The organism is Paenalcaligenes sp., from assembly GCF_030152715.1.
GTDB classification, from domain to species: Bacteria; Pseudomonadota; Gammaproteobacteria; order Burkholderiales; family Burkholderiaceae_B; genus Paenalcaligenes; species Paenalcaligenes hermetiae.
On record NZ_JASLIX010000029.1, the window covers coordinates 15,225 to 30,166 of the forward strand.

Annotated in this window: 17 protein-coding genes; 6 read left to right on the forward strand and 11 right to left on the reverse strand. The window is 45.0% G+C overall.

Annotated features, from left to right (window positions below; translation table 11 throughout):
• Nucleotides 1–20: 20 nt before the first annotated feature.
• Complete coding sequence (locus Q1V74_RS01900) at nucleotides 21–809, reverse strand: RsiV family protein (protein WP_300646810.1); 789 nt, start codon at nucleotides 807–809, stop codon at nucleotides 21–23.
• Between the two features lie 9 nt (nucleotides 810–818).
• A complete protein-coding gene (locus Q1V74_RS01905) occupies nucleotides 819–1,517 on the reverse strand; it encodes a glutathione binding-like protein (RefSeq protein ID WP_300646811.1) in 699 nt (232 codons plus the stop codon).
• A 64-nt stretch (nucleotides 1,518–1,581) separates the two neighbouring features.
• Here Q1V74_RS01905 and arsC point away from each other — a divergent pair, with 64 nt between their 5' ends.
• The gene (gene arsC / locus Q1V74_RS01910) at nucleotides 1,582–1,920 is read left to right on the forward strand and encodes an arsenate reductase (glutaredoxin) (protein ID WP_300646812.1); all 339 of its coding nucleotides are present in this window, start codon (nucleotides 1,582–1,584) and stop codon (nucleotides 1,918–1,920) included.
• A 48-nt stretch (nucleotides 1,921–1,968) separates the two neighbouring features.
• On the opposite strand, the gene Q1V74_RS01915 is transcribed toward arsC, so the two are convergent.
• The 3 genes from Q1V74_RS01915 to Q1V74_RS01925 are packed head-to-tail and all read right to left on the reverse strand — an operon-like array spanning nucleotide 1,969 to nucleotide 3,661.
• Nucleotides 1,969–2,553 carry a YceI family protein gene (locus Q1V74_RS01915; RefSeq protein ID WP_300646813.1) on the reverse strand — a complete coding sequence of 195 codons (585 nt, stop codon included), beginning with the start codon at nucleotides 2,551–2,553 and terminating at the stop codon, nucleotides 1,969–1,971.
• A gap of 21 nt (nucleotides 2,554–2,574) precedes the next feature.
• Nucleotides 2,575–3,126 carry a YceI family protein gene (locus tag Q1V74_RS01920; protein ID WP_300646815.1) on the reverse strand — a complete coding sequence of 184 codons (552 nt, stop codon included), beginning with the start codon at nucleotides 3,124–3,126 and terminating at the stop codon, nucleotides 2,575–2,577.
• A gap of 13 nt (nucleotides 3,127–3,139) precedes the next feature.
• A complete protein-coding gene (locus tag Q1V74_RS01925; RefSeq protein WP_300646816.1) occupies nucleotides 3,140–3,661 on the reverse strand; it encodes a cytochrome b in 522 nt (173 codons plus the stop codon).
• Between the two features lie 100 nt (nucleotides 3,662–3,761).
• Between Q1V74_RS01925 and Q1V74_RS01930 the strand changes: the two genes are divergently transcribed.
• Nucleotides 3,762–4,652, forward strand: a complete 891-nt coding sequence (locus Q1V74_RS01930; protein ID WP_300646817.1) for a LysR family transcriptional regulator — start codon at nucleotides 3,762–3,764, stop codon at nucleotides 4,650–4,652.
• 31 nt (nucleotides 4,653–4,683) lie between these two features.
• On the opposite strand, the gene Q1V74_RS01935 is transcribed toward Q1V74_RS01930, so the two are convergent.
• The gene (locus Q1V74_RS01935; protein ID WP_300646818.1) at nucleotides 4,684–5,646 is read right to left on the reverse strand and encodes a DNA-binding protein; all 963 of its coding nucleotides are present in this window, start codon (nucleotides 5,644–5,646) and stop codon (nucleotides 4,684–4,686) included.
• Nucleotides 5,647–5,881: 235 nt separating this feature from the next.
• On the opposite strand from Q1V74_RS01935, the gene Q1V74_RS01940 reads away from it, so the two are divergent.
• Complete coding sequence (locus tag Q1V74_RS01940; RefSeq protein ID WP_300646819.1) at nucleotides 5,882–7,060, forward strand: tyrosine-type recombinase/integrase; 1,179 nt, start codon at nucleotides 5,882–5,884, stop codon at nucleotides 7,058–7,060.
• A gap of 50 nt (nucleotides 7,061–7,110) precedes the next feature.
• On the opposite strand, the gene Q1V74_RS01945 is transcribed toward Q1V74_RS01940, so the two are convergent.
• Complete coding sequence (locus Q1V74_RS01945) at nucleotides 7,111–7,446, reverse strand: c-type cytochrome (protein ID WP_300646820.1); 336 nt, start codon at nucleotides 7,444–7,446, stop codon at nucleotides 7,111–7,113.
• Between the two features lie 133 nt (nucleotides 7,447–7,579).
• Between Q1V74_RS01945 and Q1V74_RS01950 the strand changes: the two genes are divergently transcribed.
• Nucleotides 7,580–8,008 (forward strand): universal stress protein, encoded by a 429-nt coding sequence (locus Q1V74_RS01950; protein WP_300646821.1) that lies wholly within the window; start codon nucleotides 7,580–7,582, stop codon nucleotides 8,006–8,008.
• Between the two features lie 56 nt (nucleotides 8,009–8,064).
• Here Q1V74_RS01950 and fumC read toward each other — a convergent pair whose 3' ends face one another.
• Genes fumC through Q1V74_RS01970 form a run of 4 tightly spaced genes read right to left on the reverse strand, consistent with a single transcriptional unit; the run spans nucleotide 8,065 to nucleotide 12,293 of the window.
• Complete coding sequence (gene fumC, locus Q1V74_RS01955) at nucleotides 8,065–9,462, reverse strand: class II fumarate hydratase (protein WP_300646823.1); 1,398 nt, start codon at nucleotides 9,460–9,462, stop codon at nucleotides 8,065–8,067.
• Between the two features lie 50 nt (nucleotides 9,463–9,512).
• Complete coding sequence (locus Q1V74_RS01960) at nucleotides 9,513–10,550, reverse strand: glyceraldehyde 3-phosphate dehydrogenase NAD-binding domain-containing protein (RefSeq protein ID WP_300646824.1); 1,038 nt, start codon at nucleotides 10,548–10,550, stop codon at nucleotides 9,513–9,515.
• A gap of 16 nt (nucleotides 10,551–10,566) precedes the next feature.
• The gene (locus Q1V74_RS01965) at nucleotides 10,567–11,340 is read right to left on the reverse strand and encodes an SDR family oxidoreductase (protein ID WP_300646861.1); all 774 of its coding nucleotides are present in this window, start codon (nucleotides 11,338–11,340) and stop codon (nucleotides 10,567–10,569) included.
• A complete protein-coding gene (locus tag Q1V74_RS01970) occupies nucleotides 11,340–12,293 on the reverse strand; it encodes a D-2-hydroxyacid dehydrogenase (protein ID WP_300646825.1) in 954 nt (317 codons plus the stop codon). Before Q1V74_RS01970 ends, Q1V74_RS01965 begins: the two co-directional genes overlap by 1 nt.
• A gap of 105 nt (nucleotides 12,294–12,398) precedes the next feature.
• Here Q1V74_RS01970 and Q1V74_RS01975 point away from each other — a divergent pair, with 105 nt between their 5' ends.
• Together Q1V74_RS01975 and Q1V74_RS01980 are read left to right on the forward strand one after the other, a co-directional pair.
• Nucleotides 12,399–14,294 carry a S9 family peptidase gene (locus Q1V74_RS01975; protein WP_300646826.1) on the forward strand — a complete coding sequence of 632 codons (1,896 nt, stop codon included), beginning with the start codon at nucleotides 12,399–12,401 and terminating at the stop codon, nucleotides 14,292–14,294.
• The gene (locus Q1V74_RS01980; RefSeq protein WP_300646827.1) at nucleotides 14,291–14,899 is read left to right on the forward strand and encodes a glutathione binding-like protein; all 609 of its coding nucleotides are present in this window, start codon (nucleotides 14,291–14,293) and stop codon (nucleotides 14,897–14,899) included. Before Q1V74_RS01975 ends, Q1V74_RS01980 begins: the two co-directional genes overlap by 4 nt.
• Nucleotides 14,900–14,942: the final 43 nt, after the last annotated feature.

Here is a 14,942-nt window from a genome sequence, read left to right on the forward strand (position 1 = left end):
GTTCTCAGCGGGTTTTTTCATTAACGGGGTAAATAAGCAGGGTGTAAAATCCCCCGAAGCTCAGGATAAGGAATGAGTAGCTCTGGCTGCCCAGATGAGTAGGGCGCGATTTCGTAAGAGTTGTATTTCACAACAACGCCGGCATCGGTCAGGGCGATATTATCACTTGGCTGAAATGGCCATAAGCGATTATATTCCGTAGGGTTTTCTTGTGCGGCTTCTTGCGTGGCAAGCCAACGCTGGTGTGCTTGTTGTAGTTTTTCAATAAAAGCGGGTACTTGATTCGGTTTGACGATATCTTTTAGAGTGAGCGCCTGCTTTTTTTGATTATCCCAATTAATAAAGCGTATCTCTCCCATACCATGAGCTGCACCGGTTAAATATTGCCAAGCCCCTAGCTCTAACACAGTGAGGTGCTGATTACGATATCGCACTTTTGAACTAAGAATGACCTCGTCTCTTGGACCTGCATGGACCCAATAATAATCAGTAAAATCAGAGACGCTAGCTTGTGCTGTATAAGTCCCATCAAACTGAGTCATATCGGCGAGCTGCTGATCCACATAGTCAGTTAAGGCTTTATTCCCAGGGAAAATCAAAGAATCGACTTTTAAACGAGGGCAGTCACCCTTACAACCAGGTTTTTGACGCTCATACTGCAGAGGTTGAGTAAATACACCATCCTTGCTCGTTACATCTGCTGTCTGTGTAGGGATAAGCGATATATCTTTTTGCGGAGCCGCACAAGCGCTTAAGACTAAAGCGCATAATGCGGTAAGCCCTGCGCGATAGGGTGACTGTAATATCATAAATATTCCTTATTTAATAATTGAAGCATCTTGGCCAAATAGATGCTTACGGGACTCTTCGTCAGAAACAGAAGGTTGCGTATTGATTGTTTCTGCTTTGGCGTAAGCACGTTGTGTTGCAGGCCGTGCCGCAATACGCTCAAACCACGCTTTTAAATGTGGAAAATCGTCTAAGTTCTGGCTTTGCGCTTGATGAGGCACAATCCAAGGATAACACGCCATATCGGCAATGCTGTATTCCCCAACAATATAATCACGATCAGCAAGCTGCTTGTTTAAGACCCCATAGAGACGATTGGTTTCTTTGATATAACGCTCTTGGGCATAAGCAATTTTTTCTGGAGCATATATGTTAAAGTGGTGGTTTTGACCAGCCATAGGCCCAAGCCCACCCATTTGCCAATTTAGCCATTCTAGAGTTTGGGTGCGTTGACGTAGATCTTTAGGTAAAAACAAGCCTGTTTTTTCTGCTAAGTATTGTAGAATCGCCCCGGATTCGAAAACAGAAATAGGGGACCCTCCATCCTGGGGGGTGTGATCTACAATGGCAGGGATACGGTTATTTGGCGCAATGGCTAAAAAATCCGGTTGAAACTGCTCCCCTTTACCGATATTAATAGGAATGATTTGATATTCCAGACCGGCTTCCTCTAAAAAAAGCGTGATTTTATGACCATTAGGCGTGGTCCAGTAGTATAAATCAATCATGTTTTTTCCTTTGTGTGTGTAGTTAGGATTTTATGTTAATCCTTTTTATTCGAGTAGAGAGTAAATGACAAAAATTTATCATAACCCACGTTGTAGCAAATCGCGTGCTGCATTAGCCTATCTACAAGAGCAGGGGCTAGAGCCAGAGGTAATTGAGTACCTCAAAACCCCGTTATCGGTTGAACAACTTAACGCGTTGGTAGCACAGTGCGACCTTTCTGTTAGAGAGCTAGTGCGTACGAATGAAGCGCCTTATACGGATTTACAATTAGATCAGGCCGATGAGCAACAGTTGATTGAAGCGATTGCCAAGCATCCGATCCTATTAAATCGCCCTTTGGTGCAAACAAAAAAAGGCGTGCGCTTAGGGCGCCCCTTAGAGGCGATTTACGATATTTTATAACCCTAACCCATATAAAAAAGACCTTCATAAAGAAGGTCTTTTTTATTTTTAGTTGGCAATCGCTTCGAGTGCGATATTGATGGTGACCTCATCGCTTACTGCGGGTGCAAATTTATCCGCGTTAAAGTCAGAGCGTTTGATCTTGACTTCTGCGTCAGCACCAATAGCAGGTTTTTTCAGCATTGGATGGGGTTTGGCCGCAAACGAAGTTACTGTTAAGGTTACGGGCTTGGTTACGCCTTTGATGGTTAAGTCACCCTCGACCGCAGTAGGGGTATCGCCTTCAAAGATGATTTTGCTGGATTTAAAGGTAGCAGTGGGGTATTTGGCTGTATCCAGAAAATCCTCGCCCTGAATATGCTCATTAAACGCTTCATGGCCAGTATCTACAGAGGTAGTATCGATTTCGATTTGCACATCCCCTGTTTTGGCTTCTAAGTCTAGGGCAACAGTACCGCTGGTTTTATTAAAGCGATTCAGCTGCTGGCTTAACCCCATATGATTATAAGAAAAACGGGCAAAGGTATGGGAGGAATCCACGTTGTATGTGACCGTTTCTGCCATAGCGGTGGGCAGGGTAAATAAGGCGGTTAAAGCACCTGTTAGTGCAAGACGGCGCCATGTGGTTTTCATAAAACTCTCCAAATAGATAAATTAAGGGGTGGCAATGATAGTGAAATCAATGCGTACATCGTTTGCAACAATGTCAAACTTGGACCACGCACCTTCGCCAATCGCGTAATCCCCACGCAATAGAGAAAAACTACCACTAAATGTGGCTTGTTCATCGGTGGTTTCTACCTTGGCAGGAAAACGAATGGTTTGCTCGTGACCTTTGATACTTAATAAGCCAGTCACTTCGTATTCATTATCTGCTTTAGGCGTAATGCTTTGTGCTTTGAATGTTGCGGTAGGGAAATCAGAGGCATTAAACCATTCTTTTTTCACAACCTCGCTATCGGCTTCTTCTGATCCAGTATCAACGCTTTGCATTTGGACTTCGAGTGTCACCTGTGCTTTTTCGGGAGCATCGGTATCGAAATGCAGTGAACCATCGATGCCTTTAAAAAAGCCATCCATATTTACGCCCATTTGCTCATAGTGAAATTGGATTTCACTTTTTTCAGGAACAAGGGTGGTAAACGTAGCCGCATTGACTACCAAAGGCAGACTAAGTAATGCGGCAGAAAGAGTGCGTAATAACATAATAAATCCTTACTTATTTCATGCGGGCAAGTAGGTTATCTTTATCCAAAAACTGGTGTTTTAATGCCGCTAGAACATGACCAATTACCGTAGCAATAAACGCCCAATTGAGATAGGCATGGACTTGGGCTAAAAGTTCCCCTAGGGCTTTGTCTTTGCTGAGCAAGTCAGGAAGCGGCACAACACCAAACCATACCGTTTGAAACCCCATAGCGGAACTCATGAGCCAACCAGAAAGCGGCACCGCAAACATAAAAAAATATAAAGCCCAGTGACCTAAATGCGCTAAGTATTGCGCTGATTGGCTCATACTCTGGGGTAATGCAGGAGGCCGATGTGTAATCCGCCATGTTAAACGCCATATGGCTAAGAAAAATAAGCTCACTCCAGCCCATTTATGCCAAGAGTAGACCTGAAGTTTTGTTGGAGAAAAGGGCATGCTTTGCATATAAAAGCCAAGCGTAAACAATCCAATAAAACCAACGGCCATTAGCCAGTGCAGGGCGATAGCGGTTTTTGTATAACGAGCGCTCATATTTCCTCGTGAAGAATGCAGGCAATAGGTATACTGTACCTGTTTTGATTGGTGCAAAAAAGAGTTATTTAGGCAATTAACTATTGTTTAGGGAGCAACAATGAATCAGTTTGAGGTCATGAAATTATTTGTGGAGGTTGCAGAGCTAGGTAGCTTTGCTGCGGCAGCCGCACAAAAAGGGGTTGCTCGTTCCGTGGTCACCCGTCAAATCGCTGCCCTAGAAAAACACTTAGGTGTCCAATTAATTGCTCGCAGTACTCGGCGCCAAGCTTTAACTTCGGCAGGGAAAAAGTATTTGGAACAGTGCAAAGCAATTCTGGATCTTGTTGAGCGGAGTGAGTCTGAGTTAATAGAAGAACAAGTACGCCCTAAAGGACAGATCCGTGTTAGTTTGCCATTAAGTTTTGGATTGCGCCACCTTACTGATATGTTGATGGAATTTGCTCAAAAGTACCCAGACATCCATTTAGAGCTCGATTATAACGATCGCATGGTAGATGTGGCAGCCGAAGGTTATGACATAGCGATTCGTATTGCTGGGGAATTAGCGCTGAGTGATATTGTGCGCAAAATAGGGGAGTGCGAGCTTTTATTTGTGGCGGCGCCTTCTTATATACAAGCCCATGGCGAGCCGCAGCAGCCGGAGGATTTATTAGAACACCAGTGCTTACAGTATTCGCATCATAGTCGTTGGTTATTTTCGGATGGAACGCGTAATTTCAGTATCAGCACCAATGGTCGTATTAAGGCAAATAATGGCGATGCGTTAGCCAAAGCAGCGGCCGCCGGGATGGGGATTAGCTTTATGCCTGATTTTATTGCTAAGGACTATCTAGCGGATGGGCGCCTGGTGGAGTTAAGTGGTTTGCGCTCTGAAAATAAAATCGGGATTTATGCGGTGCTACCCAGTAATAGCTATATTCCAGAAAGAGTGCGCTTACTCATGGATTTTTTACTGAATCATTTGGCTAGCTTTACCGCATTAACATGAGCATGATCTATTTTCTTAAACCGCTACAGATTTATGTAGCGGTTTTTTTTGCGCGCTGCAAAGCAAGGCGACTTGGTGTTGAGCGCGTGCGCTGTGTACGTTGTGCGAGTTGCTGTTGTAGCTGTTTAAGAAGCTCACGCAAATCGTGATTTTTTTCATCTAATTGTTGCTGTAATTGTTTTTGTTGTTGCATTTGCTCGCTTTGATAGTGGTAACGCTGCTGCAGTTCTAAATATGCTTTTTGTTGTGCTTGATGCTCCTCTTGTAAGGTTTGGTATTTTTGCAGATGTTGTTGAAAGCGTTGCTGTTCTTGCTGTTGGACTTTGGCTGCATCTTGTCGAACGCGATCGATTTCTAAACGGGCGTATTTTTCCATATCGGCGGCTCGTTGCTCGCTTAGCTGGGTTTTTTCTTGTTGTAGAAGTAGGGCGTGCTCGTGCTGAATATGCAGGGCTTTGATTTGCTCTTGCGTTTGTTCTAGCTGTTGCTGGCGTTGCGTAAGCTGTTGTTCACGCTCAACGAGGGCTTGATCTTGCTGTTCAAGTTGACGCTGAGCCTGCAATAAAGCTTGTTGTAGGGTGTGGGCTTCTGCCTGCGCTTTTTCTAGATTTTGCTGCAGTAGCCCGATTTGCACCAGAAGCGGCTGCTGGTGTTGGTTCGTCATTTTTAACGCCTCATCCAGGCTTTCTTGCCAAAGTTGGGCAATCAGCATGCCAGCTTGTTGTGTAATGGCCGTTGGGATATCTGCTTGCTCCATCCGTACTTGGCTTCGTTCCCGTAGCTCTTGCCAAAATAACCGTAAAGCTTCTGATGGTGCGCTCATGCTGCCTTTGCGCACGAGTTGATACATACGGTTGGTTGTGGGTGTGGTGTCGTATTGAAAAAACAGCAACGCAGCCACGGCCTTGTAAAGATCGACGGTGTTGGTGTGTTGGTTACGTAACTGCTCAACCGCTAGATGCAGTTGCGACTCTGTCAAAGTTGATTGGCTCATGTTTTCCCCAAATGGTAGCGCTACGAAGCCAGAGCATCGTAAAAACAAACAAATGAATTAATTCTATTTTATTACGTAATACGTAAAATAATCAACTTCATTATTGCTCAATTTGACATTACACACATAATGTCAACTTTTGTATTATGATAAGAAAGATTATTGATCCAGCTCTACACATCCAGCCACTTCGATTTATACTGTATGCAACCCCAGCTTTTTCTTAACCACAACTATGACAGAACATTTACCTACTGCGCTTGAATTCTATGCACCTTATTCTTTGGCGCTCGATGGTTCGCATGGCAGTAATCGCGCGACTAGCCCATCTACGTTATTGCAGGCAGATAATGATCTGGATGCAATTAAAGCGTGGTTGGCACAATACATAGATAGTCCAAATACGTTTTCTAGCTATCGTAAAGAATCAGAACGTTTACTGTTATGGGCAAACTTAGAGGCCAATAAACCGATTTCATCGTTAACGCACGAGGATATTCTGCGTTATCAGCACTTTTTACAAGACCCCCAGCCAGCTTCACGTTGGGTGCTTAAAAATGGGTCTAAAGTAGCGCGCTCTCATCCTGACTGGCGCCCTTTTGCTGGCCCTTTATCAGCAAGCAGCATTCGCCAAAGCATGACCGTTATAAATAGTCTATTCACCTGGCTTGTATCTGCTGGTTATTTGGTTGCAAACCCATTAGCCGTATTACGCGGTCGCCGTTATACACCAGCTAAACGCATGCAGCGTTATCTGGATATGGATCTATGGGAACAAGTAAAACGATGTATAGAGGAACTTCCTCGGGATAATGAGCGAGAGCTAGAGCATTATTACCGTTACCGTTGGCTTTTTTCGTTATTATATTTATGTGGTTTACGGGTCTCAGAATTAAGCCAAAACCGTATGGGGGCGTTGTTTTCTCGTCGAGACCGAGATGGGCATTTACGTTGGTGGATGGATATTACAGGAAAAGGACAAAAAACACGTACGGTTCCTGTCACCAGTGAGCTTATGGAAGAGCTCTCTAACTATAGACGTTTTAAGGGCTTATCCCCCTATCCCACCGCCAATGAGGAACTGCCTTTGATTTTACCGATTGGCACCATTAAGAATAAACCTTTGACCCGTGCCGCTATCCATAAAATCGTTAAACAGATATTTATTGATACAGCTAAACGTTTACGTGCCTTGGGGCCAGAATACGAAAGCGAGGCGTTGCATGTAGAACAAGCGTCTACTCACTGGCTACGCCATACCGCAGGCACACATATGTTAGAGCAAAATATGGATCTTTTGCATGTACGCGATACTCTCGGTCATGAGTCCATTAATACAACTAACCGTTATCTTCACACCGCCGACGATGCTCGCCACGATGCAACGGAAGATAAACATAAAATCAAATGGTAAACAAAAAAGCGCTCTATCTTAGATAAAGCGCTTTTATTGCCTAGCTATAATTAGTTAGGTGCACCGGCCATGAGCCAGTCCACAACTACGCTTAGGTCTTCATCGGTAATGTTTACGTTTGGTGGCATAGGTACTGCGCCCCATACGCCTTGACTACCCTCTTTAATGTGCTTAGCTAAAATTTCAGCGTTTGCTGGGTCATCTTTGTATTTTTCCGCCACCTCTTTGTAAGCAGGACCAACGACTTTGGTATCTACTTGGTGACAAGCCAAACAGGCGTTATTTTGCAAAATTTCGCTAACCTGCTCGTAAGTAGGCGCATCAGCTTTAGCAACGCCAGCAGCGAATACCAAAGGTAGACACGCAGCTAAATATTTGATTTTCATGAAAAACTCCTAAATAACAATGCTGCTATAGCAGCATGATGTATTATTATCGCACTTTATATGCTTTATGCCATATAGTAAAAAGCTAAAATGATAAAGGCTTTACTCTTTTTTGAATCTTATGGGGGTTGTTATGAAAAACATTCTGGTTCCAGTAGATGGCTCAGAGCCATCTTTGCGAGCACTTCGTGCGGCGTTAACACTCGCTAAAGACCAATCTAGCACTTGTACTGTACATGTGCTAAACGTACAAGCACCTATTATTTCTAATAATGTTGCGCGCTTTTTTACCGCAGATGTGCTCGACGCCTACTATCAAGACGAGGGCAAAGAAGCATTAAAAACGGCAAAAGCGCTGCTTGCCCAAGAGCAAATTCCTTACCAAATCCACATCACAGTGGGACAGATTGCAGAAAAAGTCCAAGCGTATATTGAAGAGCATGATTGTGACCATGTAGTAATGGGAACACGCGGTCTGGGTGCTGTGCCAGGGCTGCTTTTAGGTTCGGCCACAACAAAGGTATTAAGCCGTATTACCGTTCCCATCACCTTAATCAAATAAGTAGTCATCCCCCTACCCCGTCCTATAGGGCGGGGCAGAAAGGGATTACAGTCAGTTTATTCAGGTCGCGTCATTGCCAGCGGATCGATCCACTGATCATATTGTTCAGCGGTGACATAGCCCAGATCGAGTGCTGCCTCTTTTAAATTCAGCCCCTTTTGATGAGCCAGCTTAGCAATAGCAGCCGCTTTGTCATAGCCAATATGGCGATTAAGAGCAGTAACCAGCATGAGATTTTGCTGTAAGTAAGCTTCGATTTTTTCTCGATTTGGGGTGATGCCTACGGCACAATGCTCATTAAAAGCGGCGCATGCATCACCTAATAGCTGAATGCTTTCTAAGACGTTATGCACCATAACGGGTTTGTAGACGTTTAGCTGAAAATTCCCCTGACTTCCAGCAAAAGCTACCGCTGCATCATTACCAAATACTTGCACGCATACCATGGTTAAGGCTTCTGCTTGGGTGGGATTAACTTTGCCTGGCATGATGGATGAGCCTGGTTCATTTTCTGGTATAGAAATCTCTCCAATACCACAACGTGGTCCGCTCGCTAACCAACGTACATCATTAGCCATTTTGAACAAAGCACCGGCTAATGTACGCAAGGCGGCAGAAAAATTCACTAAAGCATCGTGTGCAGATAAAGCAAAAAACTTATTCGCGGCACTTTTAAATGGCATGCCGGTATGTTCAGCAATATAAGCAGCGGTTTTATCGCCAAATTGGGGGTGGGCATTAAGTCCTGTCCCAACAGCAGTACCGCCAATGGCTAAATCATAAATACCGGGTAGTTGCTGTTCAATATGATCTAAAGCAAAATCGATCTGCGCTACCCAGCTACCAATCTCCTGTCCTAAAGTAATGGGGGTCGCATCCTGTAAGTGAGTGCGGCCAGTTTTTACAATCGAGGCATATTTATCGGCAAGTTGCGCTAAAACATCACGCAAAGCACGCACATGAGGAAATAAATGACGATGGGTAGCCAGCGCAACAGCAATATGCATCGCTGTAGGAAAAGTATCGTTGGAAGATTGGCCACGGTTCACATGATCATTAGGATGAACTGGGTTTTTGGAACCCATTTCCCCTCCGGCTAACTCGATTGCTCGATTAGCAATGACCTCGTTGGCATTCATATTACTCTGGGTTCCAGATCCCGTCTGAAAAACCACTAATGGGAACTCTGCATTTAGTTGGCCTGTAATCACCTCGTCGGCAGCTTGAATAATTAGCTCTGCAATATCAGCGGGAATTTGCTCCAAATCACGATTGGCTTTTGCCGCGGCTTGCTTGAGTATCCCTAGGGATTCAATCAAAACGGGTGTAAGCGTAAAGCGTTTTACGCCAATAGGAAAGTTTTGAATGGAGCGTTGTGTTTGTGCTCCCCAATAATGTTGGGCAGGTACGTTGATGGTGCCCATTGAATCGGTTTCAATACGGGTGTTTTGCATGATCAAATCCTAAAAAATTAGCATGCAAGACGGTTACCGATGAGCTGTACTTAAGTGGACTGAGATTGAAAACGGCTAGCCCAAAGCTGACTGATATCAATCATACGATTGGCAAAGCCCCATTCATTATCAAACCAGACAAATAAGTTCACCAAACCGTCTTGGTTCGTACAGGTTTGGCTGCCATCAATAATGGCAGAGTGAGCGTCATGGTTAAAATCAATAGAAGCATGAGGTCTGTCCGAATAGGATAACGTATTCGGATGACGTTGCGCAGCTTGAATGAAAAGACTATTAATTTCCTCTTTGGTGGTAGAGCGGCGTAACTTCACCATCAGATCAATAGCGGATACATTTAAAATAGGCACACGAATCGCTTTGGCTTGGACTCGGCCTTGTAGTTGAGGCAATAGGCGCTCTACTCCACGTGCTAAACCTGTTGCCACAGGTACCATGGACTGCATGGCAGAACGGGTGCGGCGTAAATCACTATGATGGTAACCATCAATCATGGGTTGATCATTCATTACCGAATGCAAAGTAGTAAGAAAAGCATAATCCACCCCATACGCGGCATCGAGCTCAGCCAGTACAGGAATGATGGCATTCGTTGTACAGGAAGCATTCGACACAATGCTCTGCTGCCCATTTAGCTCGGTATCGTTGATACCTAATACTACGGTGTAATCGACTTCGTTAGCGCTATCTGTAGGTTGAGAGACTAAAACCCGTGGACAACCCGCTTGAATGAATTTTTCCAGCTCACTTCGTTGACTATAAGCGCCAGAACACTCTAATAAAATATCAATGTCTAAGGCTTGCCAATCAACCGCATCAGGCTGCGTGTGATGAAATACTTGAATGGCTTTACCATTAATTAATAAGCTATTTTCGCTACGCCCTACTTTGCCTGGAAATACACCATGAGTGGAGTCAAACTGCGTTAAATACGCCATGGTTTCTAGATCAGCGGGTTCATTAATAGCGACCACTTCTAGTTCTTGTTCAAGTTGTCGTTCATAGATAGCTCGTAATACACAACGCCCTATCCGCCCATAACCATTAATAGCAATACGCACTGCCTGCATAGAAAATTAGTACACGTTAAAAAGTAATAGAAAAGCCACCATCCACTACCATAACATGGCCATTTACATAGGAGGCGGCAGGAGAAGCTAAAAATACAGCAGCGCCAGTAATTTCATGGGGTTCGGCCCAGCGTTGCATTGGATTTCGTCCCAAAACACGTAAACCTTGAACAGGATCACGGGCAAGCTGTTGGTTGGATTCGGTAGCAAAAGTACCAGGAGCAATACCATTGCTCGTAATACTAAAAGCACCAAACTCTACAGCTAACATGCGTACCATGGCCTCTATACCTTGTTTGGCAATAGGATAAATACTGTCCTCTGGTCTGACTATACGTCCTGCAATAGATGAAAAGCTAATGATACGTCCAGCCAGTTGAGCCTCTTTCATTTTTAATGCTGCGAGACGTGAAATTAATAAAGTAGCGGTTAAATGCTGTTGAATATGTTCTTGAATCTCTAGTGGCTGACAATCTATTAACCCTTTTCTTAGTCGGGGACCCACAGTATTGACATGAATACTTGGAATTCCTATTTCTTTACATAATATATTATGATTATGCGCATAAGATGCGTAATCAGTAATATCTTGAGCAAAGACATCAACCTGATAGCCACGTGCTTGTAAATCATGCTGCAAGGCGGTTAAACCGATTGCGTTACGACCATTTATAATCACGTGGGCGCCTGAGGCTGCCATTGCATAAGCAATAGCCTTACCTAGTCCTTGTGTCGCACCTGTAATAAGGGCTAACTGCCCTGCTAAAGAAAAATTTGGTAAATCATTCATCATTGCACTAAGTGAATCGGCTGCCCTGCAACAAAAGCATTAATATTCGCTATGGTCTGATCTGCCACAAACTGCATGGCTTCAATCGAAGCCCAGCCAATATGAGGCGTTAAAATAAAATGATCCGTCCCCACTAGCTGCATATAGGGATGATCAGCTGGCGGTGGCTCTATTTCACACACATCAATCCCTGCAGCACGGATCTGCCCTACTTGCAAAGCATGGACCAAAGCATCAGGGTCAATCAAAGCCCCTCTGGCGGTATTAATTATCATAGGTTGACGCTGCATTTGCGCAAATGCTTGCGCATCTAGCAAATGATGTGTTTGAGGGGTAAGAGGACAGTGTAAAGAAATAATATCGCTTTGTTCTAGCATCTGTTCAAAACGAACGTAGCCCTCTCTGCACTGTTTCGCCCCCTTATGCTCTGCTTGTAGCACGTGCATACCTAAAGCGCTAGCAATGCGCGCTACCTCGGAGCCGAGCGCCCCGGCGCCGACCAAACCTAAATAGCTGCCTTTTAAATCGCGAATCGGGTAATCAAAATAACAAAACTGACCGCTTTGCTGCCAGCGCCCCGCGAGCAACGAACGCTGATAAGGCAACAACTGCCGTTGCAAAGCAAAAATCAAAGCAAACACGTGCTCCGGCACAGTGGTTTGAGCATAGTCGGGGACATGACACACCTGAACCCCCAAATTTTTACATGTTTCGATATCTATATGGTTGTAACCCGTTGCTGGCACAGCAATTAGCCTTAATTTAGGCAGCTGCTTAAGCGTATCTGCCTCTAAGGGGACCTTATTACTAATCACAATCTCTGCATGTTGAGCCCGCTGCACCACCTGCTCCGCTGTAGTCTGATCATACCCCTGCCACTGATGCATAAAATTGGGTTCAGGAAGACGCACAGTCGGTGCCATAGTAGCCTGATCAAGAAATACAATTTGCATAAGCCCACTCTAGAAAGAAAAAGTAAAGCACGGGGTTTTTAATTCGGTCTATGATAAGAGTATAGGTTTAATTTCTTTTTATCGAAACGTATTTAGGATGGTTGTATGAACTTTCATTTGGTGGAGCAGCAAGACACGATCGCCCCGCGGTATGAGTTACGCGATTTTTTCCAAAACCCACAACGCAGTGCTTACGCCCTCTCTGACGATGGCTCGATGATTGGTTTTTTACAACCCATCAATGTTGGTCATGCCACGCGCTTAAATGTGTTTGTGCAAACCCTAGATCAAGGTAAACCCGTTGGGGCCCCCAAGCAAGTCACCTATGAAACCGAACGCGATGTCGATGGTTTTTTTTGGAAAGGTCCTAATACCATTGTCTATGCCAAAGACTTTAACGGTGATGAAAATTATCATGTGCTCGCTGTGGATGCGCAAACCGGAGAAAGCAAAGACCTAACCCCCTTTGAAGGCGCACGTGCTGGTATCCAAGATGACCTAGAAGATGACCCTGATCATTTGCTCATTGCTCACAATGCGCGTAACCCTGAAGCTTTTGATGTGTATCGTGTCAATATCCACACCGGTGAACAACAAGCAGTAGCCCAAAACCCCGGTAACATCATTGGTTGGCAAACAGATCATCAAGGAACGGTGCGTTTGGCGATTGCTAGCGATGGCTTACATACCGCGGTGCTCCACCGTCGTCATGATGCAGACGAGTTTAGCGTTATTATCCAGACGGACTTTCGTACGGATGTTACCCCCCAGTTTTTTGATAAAGACAATCAAAAGTTTTATGCACTCAGTAACCGAGGTCGTGACACGGCCGCTTTAGTGCTCATCGACCCCAATCAGCCAGAACAAGAGCAACTGATTTTTGAAAATGCAAAATACGATTTGCTCGGTGCGGGCTATTCTCGCTTACGTCATGTCTTAACCGCTGCTTATTTTGAGGCCGACAAGCTCCACTATCACTTTTTTGATGAAATCAGCGCTATCCGTCACCAACGCTTAAAAGACCTGCTGCCGGGTTACGAAGTCAGCCTACAAAGCGCTACCCGTGATGAGAAAACCTTTGTGGTTGCTGCATATAGCGACCGCACGCCAGGGCATCGTTTTATTTACCATGATGAAACCCAACAGCTTCATCATCTTGGCGAAATCAATCCCAAGCTTAACCCTGCCCACATGGCGAGCATGCGCCCTATCCGCTTTACTGCACGCGATGGCTTAGAAATCCATGGCTACTTGACCCTACCTGTAGGAATGGAGCCCCGTGACCTTCCTGTAGTGGTCAATCCACATGGCGGTCCATGGGCGCGCGATAGTTGGGGCTTTAACCCTGAAGTCCAATTTTTGGCTAATCGTGGTTATGCCGTCTTACAGATTAATTTCCGCGGCTCAACTGGCTATGGCCGACGTTTTTGGGAAGCCAGTTTTGGACAATGGGGCTTAAGCATGCAAGATGACATCAGTGACGGTGTCGCATGGTTGCTCAAACAAGGCGTTGCTGACCCTAACAGATTAGCTATTTATGGCGGAAGTTACGGTGGCTACGCCACACTTATGGCTATCTGCAAAACCCCCGATGTCTACGCCGCCGCTATTGATTATGTGGGGGTTTCGAATTTACTCACATTTATGCAAACCATTCCACCATATTGGCGCCCTTTGCTAGAAAAAATGTACACCATGGTTGGGCACCCAGAAAAAGATCGCGAACGTCTGGAAGCCACCTCCCCTGCTTTGAACGCACAGCATATTAAAACCCCTCTGTTTATTGCCCAGGGCGCCCAAGACCCTCGCGTTAATAAAGCAGAAAGTGATCAAATGGTCAATGCGTTAAAAGCCCGTCATGTTGAAGTCGAATACATGGTAAAAGAGAATGAGGGACATGGTTTCCAGAACGAAGAGAATAAGTTTGAATTCTACGAGCGCATGGAACAATTCCTAGAGCAGCACTTACAACCTCAATCTCGAAGGAAGACACAAAAATGAAACTCTATTACCTACAAGGCGCATGCTCTTTGGCAGTACACATCGTCTTAGAGTGGATTGGTAAACCCTACGCATCGCAAGCCGTTAGCCGCGAAGAGCTCAAACAAGCTACGTTCCTTGCGCTGAACCCATTGGGATCTGCTCCAGCGTTTACCGATGGTGATCTATGCCTAACCCAAAGCAGCGCGATCTTACAGTATTTGGCCGATAAACACCCTAAAAGCCAACTCCTAAGCCAAGATCTTGTCGAGCGCGCACAAACCTTAATGTGGCTTGGCTTAATTAACTCAGATATCCATCGTCATTATGGCTTACTGTTTGGGGCGCCCATGTATGCCCAGCACGAATCATGCCAAAAAGAACTGCAAAGTAATGCCGTGCGCCGTCTAAAACAGTTTTATGCGATCATTAATCAGCAACTCGCAGACAAAGACTACTTGGTAGGGAAGCGTTCAATCGCGGATGCGTATTTGTACGTAACCCTACGTTGGGCACAACGCGCAGACATCGATCTTTCTGACTTTGAGCATTTACCACGATTTTTTGCTTTATTGCATCAGGACGATGGTGTCCAAGCTGCACTAGCAGCCGAGGGGCTAAAATAAAAAAGCGGTCTTTATGACCGCTTTTTTTCTAGATAACCACCGG

What these genes read in the sequence shown, in the direction of transcription:
- arsC (WP_300646812.1), top strand. Translation starts at nt 1,582, where the DNA reads ATGACAAAAATTTATCATAACCCACGTTGTAGCAAATCGCGTGCTGCA.
- Q1V74_RS01940 (WP_300646819.1), top strand. Translation starts at nt 5,882, where the DNA reads ATGACAGAACATTTACCTACTGCGCTTGAATTCTATGCACCTTATTCT.
- fumC (WP_300646823.1), bottom strand. Translation starts at nt 9,462, where the DNA reads ATGCAAAACACCCGTATTGAAACCGATTCAATGGGCACCATCAACGTA.
- Q1V74_RS01970 (WP_300646825.1), bottom strand. Translation starts at nt 12,293, where the DNA reads ATGCAAATTGTATTTCTTGATCAGGCTACTATGGCACCGACTGTGCGT.
- Q1V74_RS01915 (WP_300646813.1), bottom strand. Translation starts at nt 2,553, where the DNA reads ATGAAAACCACATGGCGCCGTCTTGCACTAACAGGTGCTTTAACCGCC.
- Q1V74_RS01950 (WP_300646821.1), top strand. Translation starts at nt 7,580, where the DNA reads ATGAAAAACATTCTGGTTCCAGTAGATGGCTCAGAGCCATCTTTGCGA.
- Q1V74_RS01930 (WP_300646817.1), top strand. Translation starts at nt 3,762, where the DNA reads ATGAATCAGTTTGAGGTCATGAAATTATTTGTGGAGGTTGCAGAGCTA.
- Q1V74_RS01900 (WP_300646810.1), bottom strand. Translation starts at nt 809, where the DNA reads ATGATATTACAGTCACCCTATCGCGCAGGGCTTACCGCATTATGCGCT.
- Q1V74_RS01925 (WP_300646816.1), bottom strand. Translation starts at nt 3,661, where the DNA reads ATGAGCGCTCGTTATACAAAAACCGCTATCGCCCTGCACTGGCTAATG.
- Q1V74_RS01965 (WP_300646861.1), bottom strand. Translation starts at nt 11,340, where the DNA reads ATGAATGATTTACCAAATTTTTCTTTAGCAGGGCAGTTAGCCCTTATT.
- Q1V74_RS01920 (WP_300646815.1), bottom strand. Translation starts at nt 3,126, where the DNA reads ATGTTATTACGCACTCTTTCTGCCGCATTACTTAGTCTGCCTTTGGTA.
- Q1V74_RS01960 (WP_300646824.1), bottom strand. Translation starts at nt 10,550, where the DNA reads ATGCAGGCAGTGCGTATTGCTATTAATGGTTATGGGCGGATAGGGCGT.
- Q1V74_RS01945 (WP_300646820.1), bottom strand. Translation starts at nt 7,446, where the DNA reads ATGAAAATCAAATATTTAGCTGCGTGTCTACCTTTGGTATTCGCTGCT.
- Q1V74_RS01980 (WP_300646827.1), top strand. Translation starts at nt 14,291, where the DNA reads ATGAAACTCTATTACCTACAAGGCGCATGCTCTTTGGCAGTACACATC.
- Q1V74_RS01935 (WP_300646818.1), bottom strand. Translation starts at nt 5,646, where the DNA reads ATGAGCCAATCAACTTTGACAGAGTCGCAACTGCATCTAGCGGTTGAG.
- Q1V74_RS01905 (WP_300646811.1), bottom strand. Translation starts at nt 1,517, where the DNA reads ATGATTGATTTATACTACTGGACCACGCCTAATGGTCATAAAATCACG.
- Q1V74_RS01975 (WP_300646826.1), top strand. Translation starts at nt 12,399, where the DNA reads ATGAACTTTCATTTGGTGGAGCAGCAAGACACGATCGCCCCGCGGTAT.